This is a genomic window from Pseudomonas sp. PA-5-4B, assembly GCF_021606215.1.
GTDB classification, from domain to species: Bacteria; Pseudomonadota; Gammaproteobacteria; order Pseudomonadales; family Pseudomonadaceae; genus Aquipseudomonas; species Aquipseudomonas edaphica.
The window spans coordinates 39,992-55,840 of the sequence record NZ_WKDB01000021.1; the positions used below are offsets into that span (position 1 = coordinate 39,992).

The 15,849-nt window shown below is 59.9% G+C and carries 19 protein-coding genes; 10 read left to right on the forward strand and 9 right to left on the reverse strand.

What is annotated here, in order from left to right:
- Positions 1-304: 304 nt before the first annotated feature.
- Entirely contained in the window at positions 305-820 is a 516-nt protein-coding gene (locus tag GIW28_RS12620) for an Hcp family type VI secretion system effector (protein WP_017136833.1), read from the forward strand.
- A gap of 53 nt (positions 821-873) precedes the next feature.
- On the opposite strand, the gene GIW28_RS12625 is transcribed toward GIW28_RS12620, so the two are convergent.
- Positions 874-1,695: an aldo/keto reductase gene (locus tag GIW28_RS12625; RefSeq protein WP_170040061.1), complete on the reverse strand. Its 822-nt coding sequence runs from the start codon at positions 1,693-1,695 to the stop codon at positions 874-876.
- Positions 1,696-1,801: 106 nt separating this feature from the next.
- Between GIW28_RS12625 and GIW28_RS12630 the strand changes: the two genes are divergently transcribed.
- The gene (locus tag GIW28_RS12630; protein ID WP_017136835.1) at positions 1,802-2,296 is read left to right on the forward strand and encodes a DUF1543 domain-containing protein; all 495 of its coding nucleotides are present in this window, start codon (positions 1,802-1,804) and stop codon (positions 2,294-2,296) included.
- Positions 2,297-2,300: 4 nt separating this feature from the next.
- On the opposite strand, the gene GIW28_RS12635 is transcribed toward GIW28_RS12630, so the two are convergent.
- Positions 2,301-2,846 (reverse strand): GNAT family N-acetyltransferase, encoded by a 546-nt coding sequence (locus tag GIW28_RS12635; RefSeq protein WP_177034415.1) that lies wholly within the window; start codon positions 2,844-2,846, stop codon positions 2,301-2,303.
- 122 nt (positions 2,847-2,968) lie between these two features.
- Here GIW28_RS12635 and GIW28_RS12640 point away from each other — a divergent pair, with 122 nt between their 5' ends.
- Positions 2,969-3,646, forward strand: coding sequence for a class I SAM-dependent methyltransferase (locus GIW28_RS12640; RefSeq protein ID WP_170040063.1), 678 nt, complete (start codon positions 2,969-2,971; stop codon positions 3,644-3,646).
- A 3-nt stretch (positions 3,647-3,649) separates the two neighbouring features.
- Here GIW28_RS12640 and GIW28_RS12645 read toward each other — a convergent pair whose 3' ends face one another.
- On the reverse strand, positions 3,650-4,861 hold the full coding sequence (locus tag GIW28_RS12645; RefSeq protein ID WP_236447818.1) for a TPM domain-containing protein: 1,212 nt from the start codon (positions 4,859-4,861) through the stop codon (positions 3,650-3,652).
- Between the two features lie 127 nt (positions 4,862-4,988).
- On the opposite strand from GIW28_RS12645, the gene GIW28_RS12650 reads away from it, so the two are divergent.
- Complete coding sequence (locus GIW28_RS12650) at positions 4,989-5,804, forward strand: alpha/beta fold hydrolase (RefSeq protein WP_236447819.1); 816 nt, start codon at positions 4,989-4,991, stop codon at positions 5,802-5,804.
- On the forward strand, positions 5,794-6,927 hold the full coding sequence (locus GIW28_RS12655) for a PAS domain-containing sensor histidine kinase (RefSeq protein WP_017136840.1): 1,134 nt from the start codon (positions 5,794-5,796) through the stop codon (positions 6,925-6,927). The genes GIW28_RS12650 and GIW28_RS12655 overlap by 11 nt, the downstream gene beginning before the upstream one ends.
- On the opposite strand, the gene dapF is transcribed toward GIW28_RS12655, so the two are convergent.
- A complete protein-coding gene (gene dapF, locus GIW28_RS12660; RefSeq protein ID WP_236447820.1) occupies positions 6,924-7,724 on the reverse strand; it encodes a diaminopimelate epimerase in 801 nt (266 codons plus the stop codon). The genes GIW28_RS12655 and dapF overlap by 4 nt on opposite strands.
- Positions 7,725-7,828: 104 nt before the next feature.
- Between dapF and GIW28_RS12665 the strand changes: the two genes are divergently transcribed.
- Together GIW28_RS12665 and GIW28_RS12670 are read left to right on the forward strand one after the other, a co-directional pair.
- Positions 7,829-8,857, forward strand: coding sequence for an alginate lyase family protein (locus tag GIW28_RS12665; RefSeq protein ID WP_236447821.1), 1,029 nt, complete (start codon positions 7,829-7,831; stop codon positions 8,855-8,857).
- Positions 8,858-8,899: 42 nt separating this feature from the next.
- Positions 8,900-9,460: an AAA family ATPase gene (locus tag GIW28_RS12670; RefSeq protein WP_236459080.1), complete on the forward strand. Its 561-nt coding sequence runs from the start codon at positions 8,900-8,902 to the stop codon at positions 9,458-9,460.
- Between the two features lie 150 nt (positions 9,461-9,610).
- On the opposite strand, the gene GIW28_RS12675 is transcribed toward GIW28_RS12670, so the two are convergent.
- Entirely contained in the window at positions 9,611-11,194 is a 1,584-nt protein-coding gene (locus GIW28_RS12675; RefSeq protein WP_099547809.1) for a L,D-transpeptidase family protein, read from the reverse strand.
- Between the two features lie 41 nt (positions 11,195-11,235).
- Between GIW28_RS12675 and GIW28_RS12680 the strand changes: the two genes are divergently transcribed.
- Together GIW28_RS12680 and GIW28_RS12685 are read left to right on the forward strand one after the other, a co-directional pair.
- Positions 11,236-11,949, forward strand: a complete 714-nt coding sequence (locus tag GIW28_RS12680; RefSeq protein WP_017136845.1) for a murein L,D-transpeptidase catalytic domain family protein — start codon at positions 11,236-11,238, stop codon at positions 11,947-11,949.
- Between the two features lie 30 nt (positions 11,950-11,979).
- Entirely contained in the window at positions 11,980-12,726 is a 747-nt protein-coding gene (locus tag GIW28_RS12685; RefSeq protein ID WP_065912055.1) for a creatininase family protein, read from the forward strand.
- A 53-nt stretch (positions 12,727-12,779) separates the two neighbouring features.
- On the opposite strand, the gene GIW28_RS12690 is transcribed toward GIW28_RS12685, so the two are convergent.
- The gene (locus GIW28_RS12690; protein WP_017136847.1) at positions 12,780-13,121 is read right to left on the reverse strand and encodes a hypothetical protein; all 342 of its coding nucleotides are present in this window, start codon (positions 13,119-13,121) and stop codon (positions 12,780-12,782) included.
- A gap of 33 nt (positions 13,122-13,154) precedes the next feature.
- Complete coding sequence (locus tag GIW28_RS12695) at positions 13,155-13,799, reverse strand: hypothetical protein (protein ID WP_017136848.1); 645 nt, start codon at positions 13,797-13,799, stop codon at positions 13,155-13,157.
- A gap of 143 nt (positions 13,800-13,942) precedes the next feature.
- Here GIW28_RS12695 and GIW28_RS12700 point away from each other — a divergent pair, with 143 nt between their 5' ends.
- Positions 13,943-14,188, forward strand: coding sequence for a hypothetical protein (locus GIW28_RS12700; RefSeq protein WP_017136849.1), 246 nt, complete (start codon positions 13,943-13,945; stop codon positions 14,186-14,188).
- 3 nt (positions 14,189-14,191) lie between these two features.
- Here the strand turns inward: GIW28_RS12700 and yfcF are convergent, their stop codons facing one another.
- Both yfcF and GIW28_RS12710 read right to left on the reverse strand, forming a co-directional pair.
- Positions 14,192-14,824 (reverse strand): glutathione transferase, encoded by a 633-nt coding sequence (gene yfcF, locus GIW28_RS12705; RefSeq protein ID WP_236448028.1) that lies wholly within the window; start codon positions 14,822-14,824, stop codon positions 14,192-14,194.
- A gap of 98 nt (positions 14,825-14,922) precedes the next feature.
- Positions 14,923-15,798 (reverse strand): hypothetical protein, encoded by an 876-nt coding sequence (locus tag GIW28_RS12710; protein ID WP_236459096.1) that lies wholly within the window; start codon positions 15,796-15,798, stop codon positions 14,923-14,925.
- Positions 15,799-15,849: the final 51 nt, after the last annotated feature.

The following is a 15,849-nucleotide window of genomic DNA, read 5'->3' on the forward strand; positions in this document are numbered from 1 at the left end:
CTAAATCATTGGCGTGCGCACCATTTTGCGCAGCAAAACCAGCACGCCATGCTCAATTAACCCTCTCCCCCAATAAGCACAAGAAAAAACTAGACGAGCAAATTAATGCACACTTCTGCGCAACCAATTTCATTTAAATCGGATTAAAACATCCACCTCCTTAATGAAATCAAGCTCAATAACAAGCAACCCCCTGCTTTTACTGGGCTTGTTAATTTCAGGCACGCTTCTTGTTATAGGAACTTGCCCAGCCGGCACAACTGCCGCTGGGCACTACTTCAACCATCAGGCAAGGAAACCCGTCATGCCAACACCCGCATACCTTTCGATCACCGGTGTCAAACAAGGACTGATTACGGCAGGCACGTTTACCCAGGACTCGGTAGGCAACATTTATCAGGAGGGCCACGAAGACCAGATCCTGGTCCAGGCTTTTTCGCATCAAGTGATCATTCCCCGTGACCCGCAATCCGGCCAGCCAACCGGCCAAAGGGTTCACAAACCGCTGATGATCAGCAAGGTCTTCGATAAATCATCGCCCCTGCTGTTCAGCGCGCTGACCAGTGGCGAAGAAGTCAAATGCCAACTGCAATGGTTCCGCACCTCCTCGGCCGGCACCCAGGAGCACTATTTCACCATCGAGCTTGAGGGTGCGACCATCGTGGACATCCAGTCACGCATGCCCAACTGCCAGGCACCGGAAAACGCGCACTTCACGCATTTGGAAGATGTGCATTTCACCTATCGCAAGATCATCTGGACGCACGAAGTGGCAGGTACTTCCGGCTCGGACGACTGGCGTAGCCCGGTCGCCGGCTAACCCTGGGTGACGCAGAAACGCCGGCCATGGACGGCAGCGTTTCTGCACGCTTGCTACACCATTGACAGTGGATGCTTGCGCTTGGGTGCACCGAACACGCGGTCGATCGCATCCAGATCGTGCTCATCCAGCACCAGTTTCGCGGCACTTGCGTTTAGCCGCACATGCTCGGGGCTCACCGCCTTGGGAATGGCAATCACACCCTCCTGACGCAGTACCCAGGCCAGGGCGATCTGTGCGGGTGTGGCCTCATGTCGGTGGGCAATTTGCTTGAGCGTCGGGCTGGACAGCAGTTCACCGCCCTGGGCGATTGGGCAGTACGCCATCAGTGGCAAATGGTGCTGTTGCCACCATGGCAACAGGTCGAACTCGATACCCCGCTCTTCGATGTTGTAGAGCACCTGGTTGGTGGCACACGCGGGGGATGCAAGTTCCTGCAGGTCGGCGACGTCGAAGTTGGAAACACCCCAACGACCGATCTTGCCTGCCTCGCGCAGACGTTCGAACGCTTCGACGGTTTCTTCGAGCGGGTACTGGCCGCGCCAGTGCAACAGGTACAGGTCGATATAATCAGTGCCCAGCCGCTGAAGGCTGGCGTCACAGGCACGCGGCACGCCCTTGTGGCTGGCATTGTGAGGGTAGATTTTACTGACCAGGAACACCTGGTCGCGCTTGCCACGAATGGCCTCGCCTACCACCTTTTCGGCGCCACCTTCGCCGTACATTTCAGCGGTGTCGATCAGGCTCATGCCCTCGTCGATACCCAATTGCAACGCGGCGACTTCAGCTTTGCGCAGGTCCGGGTTTTCACCCATGCGCCAGGTGCCTTGGCCGATGACAGGCACGGGAACACCGGCCAGATCAATGGTGCGCATAACAACCTCCTGATGAGTTGGCGAATTAACAGTGTGGCACTGACCGGACAAAAGGGTTCAATCGAAGTATGGTTAGCCTTTACCCAATCACCAGGCAGGACCTGTAATGCTGTTTGTTGTCATGCTCGGGGGCAAGCACCCAAGGGCCAAAATCGAAGTTCACGATGTGGTGTTCGCAGTGGCGGACACGCTGCAAGCCACCTACCCGCAATTGCGAGACGGCTGGTTCGGCAGCCCCAAGGGCATGCATATCGACGCCTGGATGGCCGTCGATGGCGTAGACGGCTGGAAAGTCGAACTCAGCCAAATGGCGCCGCCTGCAGGTGCCCATCACCTGTACTTCATCAACCTGGGTGGTTATGAAGCCAAGGTGTTCGGCGAGGCCCACCATTACTTACTGGTGGTGGCTCGCGACAAACAGGAAGCCAAGCGCAAAGGCCAGCAGCAGCTATTGCAGCACTGGTCGCAGGCCCATACCGATGGCGTGATGGATATTGACGACTGCCTGCCTATCGATCTGGTGGACGGTCGCTATGTTCACCTGGTGCCAGGCGCGCACCAGCCGATCATCCAACAGAACGACTACATCACCCTGCCCTGAGCCTTTATGTACAGGGCGCCAAGGTTTTGCCAAACAAACGATTGCCATGGGTTTCCCCTTGGAAGGTATAGGTCGGCGACCCCAGCACCGCGTAACCCCGTCGGGGGTAAAAACCCAGCGCGCGCTCATTGCCCACCCACACGGTTGCCCACACGAAAGACGCCCCGCCCAGCACCGCGCGCTGTTCTGCCGCCTGCAGCAACCGATAGCCAATTCCCTGGCCGGTAAATCGCTCCTGGATGTAGAGGCGCTGCAACTCGGCGGCATCTGAAGCTGTGATCATCGAATGAGTCGCGTGGAGTTTGATCTGGGCAAAGCCAACAAGGTGGCCATTCGACTCAGCCACCACCAGCGAGAGACCGGGTTGTATCAGCAGTTGGGTGATGGTCTGCGGCGCAAAGGCTTGCAGCGCCTCTCTGGCAATCGAGGCGCGGATACCTTGGGTCGCGTAAGTATCGAGAAACACCTGCATACCGAGCACGCCGATGCATAAGGCGTCCTCGGCAGTGGCATCCCGAACAGTAATGGGCGGCGGGTTGATAACAGGCATTGAGTCTCCGTACTCAAGGGGTGCAGGGATCAACGTTTTACCACGAATGCAGCCAACAGCAATTGCCTCTACCGATGGGCCGCAGTAGGGTTTACGCCTCGCCCAATCTGCAGGAGCCCGCCATGAGCTTTTTTTCCGACCCTGATGCCGTCGCCCGCTACGCCGAAGGCCCTGTGCGTCTGGTACCGGGCTTCGATGGCTTGCAACGGATGACCATCCTGCTGCTGCGTGAAACTGTTCCAGCGACCGGCAGCGTGTTGGTATTGGGCGCCGGGGGCGGCCTGGAGCTAAAACGTTTTGCCGACGCCGAGCCAGGCTGGCGCTTTACAGGCGTCGACCCGTCGGCCGAGATGCTGAAGTTGGCGCAGGCGACACTGGGCCCTTTAAATGAGCGCGTGCAGTTGCACGAGGGTTATATCGACACCGCCCCCTTGGGTCCCTTTGACGGCGCCACCTGCCTGCTGACCCTGCACTTCATTCCCGAACAGGAACGCCTGCAAACCCTCAAGACCCTGTGGCAACGGTTGCTACCCGGAGCACCGCTGATCGTGGCGCACCACAGTTTCCCCCAGGCACCGCAGGAAAAAAGCCGCTGGTTGAAGCGTTACGCCGCGTTTGCGGTGGACTCGGGCGTGCCGGCCGAGGATGCAGAGCGCGCGATTACCGCGATCAGCGCCAAATTGCCGGTACTGTCACCCGCACAAGATGCAGCCTTGATGGTTGAAGCCGGGTTCGAAGGCGTGGAGCTGTTCTACGCCGGCTTCAGTTTCAAAGGATGGGTAGGTTATAAACCGCGCTAGCGCTTACCAACTACCAGATGCCCCACCGCCACCACTGGAACCACCGCCTCCGGACGAACTGCTGCTTGAACTGGAGCTTGAACCCGAGCTGCCTGAGCTTGAGCCAGACCCGCCGCCCGAACCCGAGCCGCCATCGGAAATACTCTGCAAAAACACTATAAACGCCACCACCGAAGCGGCGGGTATGGCGATGATCCAGCCTTGATAACCGTGCCCCAGCAGTAACCCGACTGCCACATACACCGCTACCACCGCCGCCACCCGCACGAAGAAGAAGCGCGGGCTATTCTTCCAGGATTGGTGGATAACGAAAAACAGTCCCATATACAACGCCAGCACCAACGCGCAGCCAAACGGCCACACCAGCCAATGGACGAAGTTGACGGCCACGAAATGGTCGACCACCAGCAGCCCGGCAACGTAGGCCAGCACCCCAATCACGCAATAAAACACGGTGCGCGCCAGCCATAAGGCGCCGAAAGTCGCGCCGCCAATCAGCAGGGTCAGCGGCAACACCAGCAGGTACATCGGCCAGTCGCGACCGCCCCCATACAGCGTCAACAGTACCGTAACCGCCACGGTGGCGATTAATGCCCGGCGCCAAGGCAGCTTGCCGGCGGCGATCAACACGCCACCGACGCCCCCCAAGATAAACGCCAACAGCACCGCAATGGCCTGCGGGTTGACCTCAGGCTCCACCGGCTTGGGCAGGTCGCCGCCGTCTACCAGCACGCCCAGGTCATCGACGGCCTGTTGAATCCCTCCCGCATAGTCACCCTGGCGAAACGCCGGGGTGATGTGCTCTTCGATGATGCGGTGGGCCAGCAGGTCGGTGACCGTGCCTTCCAGGCCGTAACCTACTTCGATACGCACGGTGTGGTCGTTTTTAGCCACTACCAGCAGGATGCCGTCATTGACGTCCTTGCGCCCCAGTTTCCAGGCACGGAACAGTTGGTTGGCAAAGTCTTCGATGGTTGCGCCGCCGGTGGTGGGCACCAGCAGCACGGCAACCTGGGCGCCCTTGCGTTGTTCGAGGGCGGCGAGTTGAGCCTTCAAGCGCTCGGTTGTGCCGTTATCCAACGTATTGGTGAGGTCGATCACCCGTTGATCGAGGGCGACCTTGATCGGCGAAGTGTCCGCCTGGGCACTGGTCAACAGGCCGATAAACACCAGCGCCAGCAGACTCAAGACGGATTGGCGCAAATACAGCCGCATGTTTTGTTACCTGAAGTTTCTTCGAGGAGGCGTCGACTTTACCTTATAGACGTATAACGCGTGACCCCACGCCCGCGACTATCTAAACTGCCCGCATATATAGCAATGCGCCATAACCGAGAACCCCATGAACCTGAAGCACCGCAACAACGTCAGTGTGATGGGCAACGGTCCCGCGACCTTGGTGTTCTCCCACGGTTTCGGCTGCAACCAGGCCATGTGGAATTATATGACGCCGCACTTTACCGAGCGTTTTCGCGTCGTGATGTATGACCTGGTGGGGGCTGGCCTGTCGGACCTCAGCGCATTCGACAAGACCAAATATGCCGCGCTGGGCGGTTATGCCCGCGATTTAAACGAGATTATCGACGCTTTCGCCAGCGGCCCGGTGATCCTGGTCAGCCATTCGGTCAGCGCGATGATCGCCACCCTCGCCGACCGCCTGGCACCAGGCCGTATCGCCGCCCATGTGATGATCGGCCCGTCGCCACGCTATATCGACGACGTGGGCTACGTCGGCGGCTTCAAGCGCAGCGATATCGATGACCTGCTTGACACGCTCGACAGCAACTACCTGGGCTGGTCCAGCACCATGGCCCCCGTGATCATGGGCGCCCCCGAGCAACCGGCGTTGAGTGCCGAGCTGAGCGACAGTTTCTGCCGTACCGAACCGGACATCGCCAAGCAATTTGCGCGGGTGACCTTTATGTCGGACAACCGTAAGGACGTGATCGGCCTGACCACGCCCGTGCTGATCCTGCAATCACGTGACGACCTGATTGCACCCGTGGCGGTGGGCGAATACCTGCACAGCGTGCTGCCCAACAGCACCTATTGCCTGGTCGATAATGTCGGCCATTGCCCGCATATGAGCGCGCCCGAGGCCTGCACGAGGGCGATGGACAACTTCCTGGCGCCATGGGCCATGGCTGATGTCGGCTGATCTGTTCGACAGCGCCGCCTGTGCCCTGGCGGTGACGGCTGAAGACGGCACGATCCTGCGCGCCAACACGCTGCTCGGCCAATGGCTGGGGCTGCGCAGTGCCGAGCTGTGCGGGCGGCGGTTTCAGGATTTGCTGACCATGGGCGGGCGAATATTCCACCAGACCCACCTGGCGCCGATGCTGCGCATGCGTGGCAGCGTCAGCGAAGTCAAACTCGACTTGGTGCACCACGACGGCCACAAAGTGACCGTACTGCTCAACGCCAGCGCCCGCGAACAGGCTGGCGCATTGGTACACGACCTGGCGCTGTTCGGCACCACCGACCGCGACAAGTACGAGCGCGAGCTGCTCAATGCGCGCAAGCTTGCCGAAGCCTTGTTGCAGGAACGCACCAGCACCGAATTGGCGCTGCATCAGGCCCAGGCGGAACTGAGCGAAGCCTATGCCATCGCCCAGCGCCGCGCGTTGTTTGCCGAGCAGATGGTGGCGATCGTCAGCCATGACTTGAAAAACCCACTGACCGCCATCCGCATGGCCTCGGACATGCTTGCACGCAGCGAGCGCACGCCCAGGGAGCACCAGTTGCTGGGCCATATCGGCCAGTCCTCCGAGCGCGCCCAGCGAATGATTGCCGACCTGCTGGATTTCACCCAGGCCCGGGTCGGCCACGGGATCAGCATCAAGACCACACCCTTGGACCTGCACGGCGTGATCCAGCACGCCGTGGATGAACTGCGCGTGGCCTTCCCCAAGGCCACATTAAAGCACCAGCCCGAAGGTATGGGCCAAGCGTGCCTGGATGCCGACCGGGTGCAGCAGATTATTGGTAACCTGGTGGCCAACAGCGTGGCCTATGGCGACTTGTTGATGCCAATTACCATCACCTCACGCTTGGGCGAAGGTGGCTGCCAAGTGGCCGTGCATAACCACGGTGCCGCGATCCCGCAAACGCTGCTGGCCGGGCTGTTCGAGCCCATGACCCGAGGCACCGACCAGGGCAGCGAGGTGCGTAGCGTGGGGTTGGGCCTGTATATCGTGCGTGAACTGGCCAGGGCGCACGGTGGAGACGTGGCGGTGAGTTCCTGCGTCAACGAGGGCACGACCTTTACCGTAACGCTTTAAAGGTACGCCGTGCCCTGCATGACCGGCTCGACACGGCCGGTCAACACCACACCGCCCTGCCCGTCCCACTGCACAGTGACCGTGCCACCGTCGCATTGCACCTGAACCGTGGCGTCCAGCAACCCGCGCCGAATCCCATTGACCACCGCGCCACAGCAGCAGGAGCCGGAACCCAGCGGCACACCCCCGCCGCGCTCCCAGATACGCAGGCGGATGTGGCTGCGGTCCAGCACCTGCACAAAATGCACATTGGTGTTGGCCGGGAACAGCGGATGGGTTTCCAGCGCCGGGCCCACGGCCGCCACGTCGATGGTGCTGATGTCGTCGATAAAATACGTGCAATGCGGGTTACCCATGCTGCAGGCGGCAGGCGCGCCATCGATGGGCAAGGTGCGGGTGTCCAGCGCGTCAGCCAGTGGTACGCCAGACCAGTCCAGCGAGGGCACGCCCATGTCCACCGACACTTGCTGGCCGGCGGCCCGCACGCACGTCAGCAAGCCTCGATCCGTGCGCAATACGATGGTGTCGCGACCGGTCTCATGCATCAAGCGGTCAGCCACGCCACGGGTGGCGCTGCCGCAGGTTTGCAGCGGCGTACCGTTGGGGTTCCAGAACTTGATGCAGGCCAGGGCGTCTTCGCAGTCGAGCACCACCGCCAGTTGGTTGAAGCCGATACCGGTGTGGCGGTTGCCCAGCCGCCGGGCGACCTGCGCAGTGATCGGGTCGTCCAGGCCACGGCGGTCGATGATGATGAAATCGTCGCCATGGGCATGCATCTTCACAAAGGGCAAGGTCATGGGCGGTCCTCGGTCGAGATCAGCCTGCAAGCATACGGGAGTTTCATCCAAGCCGTTTCAGCCGCGTGCTAGCGTTGGCACATCCTTATCCAACAGAACCGTCCATGAACAAAACCACCCTTGCCTTTACCTTGCTGCTGGCCGCGTTGCCCGCCGTGGCGATGGCTGCAAGCCTTTGCCAGCCTGCGTCGGCAAACCCGGCAGCCCACGCGCTGCTGGCCGCCGCCCAACGGCATTTGGCCGACCAGCCTGCGCCGTTGCCGCATGTGCACACCGAAGGCACCCTGCCGAACCATGGCATTCGCGAGCAAAGCCTGGTTGCCGAAAAGGACTGGCCGCTGATGCGCCAGGCGGCGCTGGCCTGGCGCATCAGCGGTGACCCGCGTTACCTCAGGCAAGTCGACGACTACCTCGCCGCCTGGGCCGATGTCTACCAGCCGGATTTCAACCCCATCGACGAAACCAATCTCGATATGCTGATCACGGCCTATGCGCTTACCGCCGACCACCTGCGCCTGGAAACCCGCGCCGCCAGCCGTCGCTTGATCAGCAAGCTGGGCAATGGCTACATCGCGCATATCGAACAATTCCACGGGCAGAAAAAAGGCACCCAGACCAATAACTGGCAGAGCCACCGCATCAAGTTGGTGACCCTCGCCGCCGCCGCACTCAACGACCAGGCCATGCTTGAGCACGCTCATCAACTGTTTAAACAGCAAGTGGCCGATAACATCCTGCCTGACGGTTCGGTCACCGACTTCCAGGACCGCGACGCCCTGCATTACGTGGCCTACGACCTTGAACCGCTGGTGCAGGCCGCACTGGCGGCCAAGGCCTACGGCGGCGACTGGCTGAACCTCAAGAGCAATGGTGCGTCGCTGGGCGCCGCCCTCGACTGGCTGGTGCCTTACGCCACTGGGCAACGCAGCCACCAGGAGTTCGTGCACACCCACGTTCAGTTCGACAAAGACCGTGCCACAGTAGGCGAAGCCGGTTACAGCGGCACCTGGGATGCCAAAAGCAGCGCGACGCTGTTCTGGCTGGCGGCGCAACTGGATAAACGCTACCTGCCCGTGGCCACGCAACTGGCGGCCCACCCGGCCGATTGGATCAGCGCCTGCTATTTGAAGTAAGCGCGGCTAGACTGGCCGGGCGCCCTATTCAAAGGATTGACCATGCTTATTGTATTCAGCGGCCTGCCCGGCACCGGCAAGACCACGATTGCCAGCGAACTGGCACGTCGGATAAACGCGGTTTACCTGCGTATTGATGTGATTGAACAGGCGCTTCGGGATGCAAACGTACTGACCGGTGATGTGGGCGCCAGCGGTTATGGCGTGGCGAATGCGCTGGCATTGAGTAATTTGAGAATGGGGCAGACGGTGATTGCCGACTGTGTGAACCCGCTGAAGGAGAGCCGGGAGGCGTGGCAGGCCGTGGCGGCGACAGCGGGCGTCGAGATGCTTGATATTGAGGTGGTTTGCTCTGACCTGCTGGAACATCAGCGCCGGGTGGAGGGCCGCACGGGCGATATTGCCGGGTTGGTGCCGCCCTCCTGGCAGTCCGTTTCAGTACATGAATATCAGGCGTGGGCTGAGACGCCACTGACTGTCGACACTGCAAGTGTGACAGCCGCCGAGGCCGTCGAAGTGATCCTGGCACACATCACCCCTGTCGCGAGCGGGCTTACCGTGGCGAGCAGGCTTGCCCTGCGTTGGGCTGCGAAGCGGCCCTAGTACAGTCACCGCGTTTTATCAGAGACACATAAGCGTCTGGTTTTGGGGCTGCTACGCAGCCCAACGCAGGGCAAGCCTGCTCGCCACAACAGCCCCGTCTGCCACAACAAACCAGCTAGCCACAACAAGCCCGTCTGCCACAGTGAGTTTTTAGAGCACCGCTCCCATCGCCTTCACCAACACCGGGTCACGCCCATAAATATCCGGCGAGTACACCAACCCGCCCTGGCGATCGACTTCCACTGTCCAGTAACCCAACAGCACCGGCACCGGCGTGGCCAGCCTGAATTCATGGGTTGTGCCGGTGGCCAGCAATTCTTCGGTGCGCGTGCGTTCGGCCGGGGTTACCAGCAGGTCGCGCAGCATCATCGGCTGCTCAACCCGCACGCAGCCCGAACTGAATGCCCGTGGGCCTTTGGTAAACAGCGGCTGGCTCGGCGTGTCGTGCAAGTAAACGGAATAGGGGTTGGGAAAGCGCATCACGATGCGGCCCAGCGGGTTGCGCGGGCCGGCCTCCTGGCGCAGCAGAATGTTGCCGGGGTGCGACCAATCCACCTGGTCGGCCGTCAATGGGCGGCCCTGGGCGTCGAGCACTTGCAGGTTTTGCTGGCGCAGATATTCGGGGTTGAGGCGGATGGCCGGGAGTTTGTCCTCACGCATGATCGTCGGCGGGATGGTCCACGTGGGGTTGAGGGTAAGCCGGGTAATGCGCGACTTGAGCAGCGGCGTCTGGCGTTCGGCACGCCCCACTTGCAGGCGGGTTTGCCACACCGGGATGCCGCTCTGGTAAACACTCAATTGCGCAGCCGCGACGTTAACCACGACACCTTCGGGTTCCAGGTCCTGAGCCAGCCAACGAAAACGTTCGAGGTTGATGCGCAACTGATCGCGGCGCATCGCCGGGCTGATATTGAGTTCGGCCACAGTACCCGTGCCTATCACACCGTCGGCCTGCAACGAGTGGCTGAGCTGGAAGGCCTTGACCGCCTTGACCAACTCGTCACGGTACTGCCGGCTGTTGCCCGTCGGCGCCTTGGCGAGATAACCACCGCTATATAAGCGCCGCGCCAGGTCGGGCACGCGCGGGTCCTCCATGCCTGGCTTGAGCAGCGGCCCGGTGGCGACCGGGTCCCAATGGGGCAACGGCTGCAGGCGCACAGTGGCGTAGGTATTGCGCAAGCTGCGGTACAGGTCGGCACTGGGGCGCGCCTGATCAAAGGCTTGCGCCATGTCTTGCAGGCCGGTGGTGGCAAAAGCCAGCACTTGGGTATTGGGGTCGAGGGTGGGTGGCTGGGAATGCCACAGCGGCTCGAAACGCGACTGTTGCAGGCGCCCGTAATGCAAATCCTGCAGGGCTTGCAGGTATTGCCGGCTGCTGCCGATATCGCTGCACAGCACGTTACCCGTGGCATCCACGGTAGGCAGGCTATAGTGGGTGGGGTCCAGGCCATCGTCGGCCAGCATCAGCAACTGAGATTGCAGAGTGTGGCGGCGCTCATCGGACCACAGCGTCACATTGCCCTGTTGCTGGTAGAACGCCTGCAAGCGCGCTTGGGTCGTTGCGTCTATCTGCGCGGCAAGGTTGGGGCAAACGCTGGGCAGTTCAGAAAGGGCCAACTGCACCGGGCTGGTCGAAACCACCGGCACAGCGTCCACCGGCAGCTCATCAGCTGTCGCGACCAGTGGTGCAACGAGCAGGCAAATGCTCAAGTAACATGCGTGTTTTTTGAACAATTGACTTAACTCCAATCCACAGCGGGGGGGATGTACTGTAGATGCTGACTTTAATATGCCGCGCCGGCTTGATCGCCATGACCCTGGCTACGCTGAGCAATGTTACGCTCGCCGCCACTGCCAACCCTCCTACTTTGTATAGCAGCCTGGCGCGCTCGGCTCCAGAACTCAATCCCACTGTACTGAAAAGCGCCCTGAGCGCGGTGCAATGCGCGGTCAATAACGGCGAGGAACGCTCGGATCGCCTGGCCGTCATTGACTACTCCCAGCCCTCTACCGCCCGTCGGCTGTGGATCTTCGACCTACGCAAGAGGTCCCTGGTACTGCGCGACCTGGTGGCCCATGGTGCCAAATCCGGGGAAAACTTTGCCACGCAATTCTCCAATCGGGAAGGCAGCCACCAATCCAGCCTGGGTTTGTTCCGCACCCAGGAGAGTTACTTGGGCACCCACGGCTACTCGTTGCGCATGGACGGCCTGGAGCCGGGCTTCAATGACCAGGCCCGCGACCGCGCACTGGTGATTCATGCGGCCGACTACGTCAACCCGGCGTGGAGCAAGCGCGAAGGCCGAATCGGCCGCAGCCAGGGTTGCCCGGCCGTGCGCCCGCAAGTAGCGCGCCAGGTGGTAGACAAACTCAAGGATGGGCAGTTCATGTTCTCCTGGTACCCGGACCAGCGCTGGCTGAAGTCGTCGACGTATCTCAACTGCAAACCCCAACAGGTGGCGAGTAGTCGTACAATCCGTGGTGGTTAGCCTGTCCCCACAGATAAAAGAGAGCGTCGCATGCTTCTACACACCTCCACCTGGATCGAAATCGGGCAGTTTCTGGAACGCAGCCGCACGGTGGTTATTCCCATTGGCTCCAACGAGCAGCATGGCCCCACCGGCCTATTGGGCACCGACTGGATGTGCCCGGAAATCATCGCCCACGAGGCGCAGAAAAACGCCGACATCCTGATCGGCCCGACCTTCAATATCGGTATGGCCCAGCACCACCTGGGTTTTCCCGGGACCATTTCCCTGCGCCCTTCCACCTTTATCGCTGCCATTGGCGATTGGGTGCGTTCATTGGCCGGGCATGGTTTCGAGAAAATCCTGTTCTTGAATGGTCACGGCGGCAATATCGCCACCATCGAGGCGGCCTTTTCCGAGCTGTACGCCGAAGCCAGCTACGCGCGCCGCCCGGCCGGGTTTGCACTCAAGCTGGTGAACTGGTGGGACCTGGAAGGCGTCAACGAACTGGCTCACCGCCAATTCCCGGTGGGCCACGGCAGCCACGCCACGCCGTCGGAAATTGCAGTGACGCAGTGGGCGTACCCAGAGTCGATCAAGTCGGCTGAGTATTCGCCACAAATCGCCAACACCGGGCCGATCCGCGAAGCGCTGGACTTTCGCGCACGCTTCCCCGACGGGCGCATGGGCTCTGATCCTGCGCTGGCGACGGTGGAAAAAGGCGGTGAGTTGGTGGCGTTGGCAGCCAAGGGGTTGGTCAACAGCGTGAACGCCTTCAGCAACGAAGCCAAACCCTAGGCCCACCATAAATCCAAATGTGGGAGCTGGCTTGAACGGTGTGAAGGCTCGGATTACTTGCAATCCTGTGCCGCCAACTCAAGCCGCGATGGCTTGATCGCCGACGCCAGTGGCTTACGCTCATACAGGAACACCTTGGTGCCGTCCTGGGACTTGTAGGCTTCCAGTACATCATCGGCGGCAATCTTGCTGGTCAACACCACTTTGGCATGACGCGAGTTCTGGGTCACCGTCGAGGTAATGCCGTGTTTTTCAAGCTTGGGCAACACGCACTGCACATAGCCTTCAGGGGTCTTATTGGTTTGCAGGGTCAAGCTCGGAGCGTTGGGAGCGGTGATACAACCGGTCAGCAACAAAGGAGCCGCAGCCAGGGCCGGAACGAAAAAAGCGCGCATATAAAATCCTGAGTATAAAAAGAAAAGTTCACATCAACTGGCGCTTACCAACGCCTTGAGCGACACATCGAACTGCTTCAATGCATCAAGCTGTACATCACGCTGCTGTTCAATCTGTGCGGCAATTTCCGGCACCGCCTTGTCATGCACCCACACAGACGGCACCTGTTTGTGCACCGAGCCTTCAGCCTTGGCGATGTATTGCAGGTTCGCGTCATAGAACCGTGCAACAAAGCGCGCCTCAACCTGATCGTTACGCTGGGTCAGCAGCTGGTTGTGGGTATCGAGCACCACCACCACATCCGGGTGCGCCTGCACCAATTCATCGAGGCTGCTATAGACCGTTACTGTAAGAAAAGTGCCCTGCAACGAACTCATTAACCAATCGATGGCCAGTTCCGGGTCGGAGCTGTTGACGAACGCTTCACGGATGCGCCCGTCGAGGGCATCCTTGGCGCCGTTCATGGCCATGGCGTGGTAGCGTTCAAGGTAGCTGAGGTTGTCGCGGGTGTTTTCGCTGTACAACACCCCCACCGATTGCGCGTGCCGCAGGGAGTCTACGCTACCGACGAGAGGCAGCAAATGGCTTGTACGCAGATCATCGGCAATCGCCGGGTTGGCCAGCACCGTGGTGCCGAGCATCAGTATCATCAGGCCCAGCTGGATTATCGTCCTCATCGCGCATTTCCTTGAACAGCGTGTCGATGGCGTGATTGTCCGCTTTTGGCGCAAAAACAGAACGTGTGATCCTTGATGGTGACTATCATTTGAACCGATAGTGTCAGGCAGCCTAACTCCATAAAACCTATAAGGACCACGCCATGAAGCCCCACCAGAAAACCTTCGACCGCATCCGCGAAGCCGTATTGCCGGAGTTTCGCGAGCGGGTCGCCGATTACCTGGTTGAATATGAGAACGTGCTGCAGGACGACACCGCAGACGCCGACCTGCGTTACGCCAGCGCCCAGCAACTGCTCGGTTACCTGCGCGGCTTGAACACCACGCGGGTGTTGGGCATGGCCGATTGGGAAGACCTGGGCCGGCGTGTGGCCCAGGAATGGCTGTAACCCCTAGAGCGCCGGGCGGTGCAGGTTGACCCAGGCCTGCACGGAAGGCCGCTGCCATTGGTGTTGTGCATAGGCCACCAACTCGGCGGGCACGTTGTCACCGTTGAGGATCAAACGGTTGAGCATCACCGCCAGGTCAACATCGGCAATCGACCACGCACCGAACAGGTACAGCGGGTTGCCTGCCAATAACGCCTGTGCCGCCTGAATCAACTTGTGCGCGGCCGCCTCACCCGCAGGCGACAACGGCGGCATCTTCTGCCCATAGAACACCACCAGCGTCGAACGTTCCTGGCGAATAGCCTGCAAGTCGCTGCGCAACCACGCCTGAACCTGCCGCGCCCTCGCCCGCTGTTTTAAGTCCGTCGGGTATACCGTGGTCTGGGGGAAAGCCTCATCCAGGTATTCGCTGATTGCAGAGGACTCCGACAAGGCGAAGTCGCCTTCCACCAACGTGGGCACACGCTGAGTCAGGGACAGTTGGACAAATTCCGCTGCCTGGTTTTGCGCCGTGTCCAGGTCAAGGGTGACGGTTTCGAAGGTCATGCCCTTTTCCAGCAGGGTGACGAATACCGACATGGCGTAGGGGCTGGTGAATTGAGCATCGACATAAAGGCGCAAAGACGGTGACGGCATAAAGGCTCTCCTTGGGTGAATGCCCACGCTACGAGATCGGCAGCTGGAAAGACAATGCACGATTTTTATGGGGGCATTCCAAGTGGGAATGCGAGCCCTTATCCAGCGTTTGCCAACACCTGATCAAATACATAGCCCATCATGTTATTCAAGAACTTCTCTTGCCCATTGTCTACCGTGGTGCCTGAAACCTCAGTGGTGGTAAGTTCAATATCACTGAATGCGATCACTCGGCCCATCGTGCCGCCTACCAACCAAAAAAGCACATTAGCACCAAAAGTAGCCAACACCTTGCTGCCTGGGGGAAGTTGTGTTGCAGTCATTGCAAGTGATGCAGACCCCTTGATTGTCACGCCTGAAGAGTTGCCGAAATAGCTGCTCAAGTTTTCCGTTGTGGAAGACAAGCCACTGTAAACCCCCACAACAGGCACGCCAGCAAGCGTACCGGTATGCCCAAATCGCTGTAAAACATTCAACATGCCTACAGTGGCGCCAGTATCGCAGGCTAACAGCAAGACGCCGCCCAGCGCGGCATACTCTTTCAGTCTATCGGCTTGTACCACGGTAAAATTACTGCCATGCAACCCGACAGACAGCACATCATATTTAGCCTTCAATTCAGCAGCCGTTATAGAGGGAGCAACAATATCTGCCGTGGCATCAATAGCGTCTACAGACTGGATTTTATTATAAGTCCCGCTGGCTCCGTAATTTGCGGGTTCTTTAACCTGCGCCATCAAATTGGGGTAACTTGAATTACCAATGGCGACACCCGTAAAACCAAACTTTATAGCCTGCAACTTTACTGGCTTGGTCACGGCCGCAGTCGCCGCCGAACAACAATGACGGTGCACATGAACATGCACGTGTACATGCACCTCTTCACCACTGAGGCAGTTCTTGTGATCTTCACGGCACGTCTCAGAAACTACGACACCACTGATTTCACGCGGGGACCGGCTTGAATCAGACATATTCAAAACTCCTATAAACTTAGAAAATTTACCGGAACGTTACTGCCGACC

Coding starts and splice junctions, on each gene's coding strand:
- GIW28_RS12690 (WP_017136847.1), bottom strand. CDS start 13,121: ATGCGCGCTTTTTTCGTTCCGGCCCTGGCTGCGGCTCCTTTGTTGCTG.
- GIW28_RS12695 (WP_017136848.1), bottom strand. CDS start 13,799: ATGAGGACGATAATCCAGCTGGGCCTGATGATACTGATGCTCGGCACC.
- GIW28_RS12680 (WP_017136845.1), top strand. CDS start 11,236: ATGCTGACTTTAATATGCCGCGCCGGCTTGATCGCCATGACCCTGGCT.
- GIW28_RS12645 (WP_236447818.1), bottom strand. CDS start 4,861: ATGCGGCTGTATTTGCGCCAATCCGTCTTGAGTCTGCTGGCGCTGGTG.
- GIW28_RS12630 (WP_017136835.1), top strand. CDS start 1,802: ATGCTGTTTGTTGTCATGCTCGGGGGCAAGCACCCAAGGGCCAAAATC.
- GIW28_RS12700 (WP_017136849.1), top strand. CDS start 13,943: ATGAAGCCCCACCAGAAAACCTTCGACCGCATCCGCGAAGCCGTATTG.
- GIW28_RS12620 (WP_017136833.1), top strand. CDS start 305: ATGCCAACACCCGCATACCTTTCGATCACCGGTGTCAAACAAGGACTG.
- dapF (WP_236447820.1), bottom strand. CDS start 7,724: ATGACCTTGCCCTTTGTGAAGATGCATGCCCATGGCGACGATTTCATC.
- GIW28_RS12650 (WP_236447819.1), top strand. CDS start 4,989: ATGAACCTGAAGCACCGCAACAACGTCAGTGTGATGGGCAACGGTCCC.
- GIW28_RS12670 (WP_236459080.1), top strand. CDS start 8,900: ATGCTTATTGTATTCAGCGGCCTGCCCGGCACCGGCAAGACCACGATT.
- GIW28_RS12625 (WP_170040061.1), bottom strand. CDS start 1,695: ATGCGCACCATTGATCTGGCCGGTGTTCCCGTGCCTGTCATCGGCCAA.
- GIW28_RS12635 (WP_177034415.1), bottom strand. CDS start 2,846: ATGCCTGTTATCAACCCGCCGCCCATTACTGTTCGGGATGCCACTGCC.
- GIW28_RS12640 (WP_170040063.1), top strand. CDS start 2,969: ATGAGCTTTTTTTCCGACCCTGATGCCGTCGCCCGCTACGCCGAAGGC.
- GIW28_RS12655 (WP_017136840.1), top strand. CDS start 5,794: ATGTCGGCTGATCTGTTCGACAGCGCCGCCTGTGCCCTGGCGGTGACG.
- GIW28_RS12665 (WP_236447821.1), top strand. CDS start 7,829: ATGAACAAAACCACCCTTGCCTTTACCTTGCTGCTGGCCGCGTTGCCC.
- GIW28_RS12685 (WP_065912055.1), top strand. CDS start 11,980: ATGCTTCTACACACCTCCACCTGGATCGAAATCGGGCAGTTTCTGGAA.
- yfcF (WP_236448028.1), bottom strand. CDS start 14,824: ATGCCGTCACCGTCTTTGCGCCTTTATGTCGATGCTCAATTCACCAGC.
- GIW28_RS12710 (WP_236459096.1), bottom strand. CDS start 15,798: ATGTCTGATTCAAGCCGGTCCCCGCGTGAAATCAGTGGTGTCGTAGTT.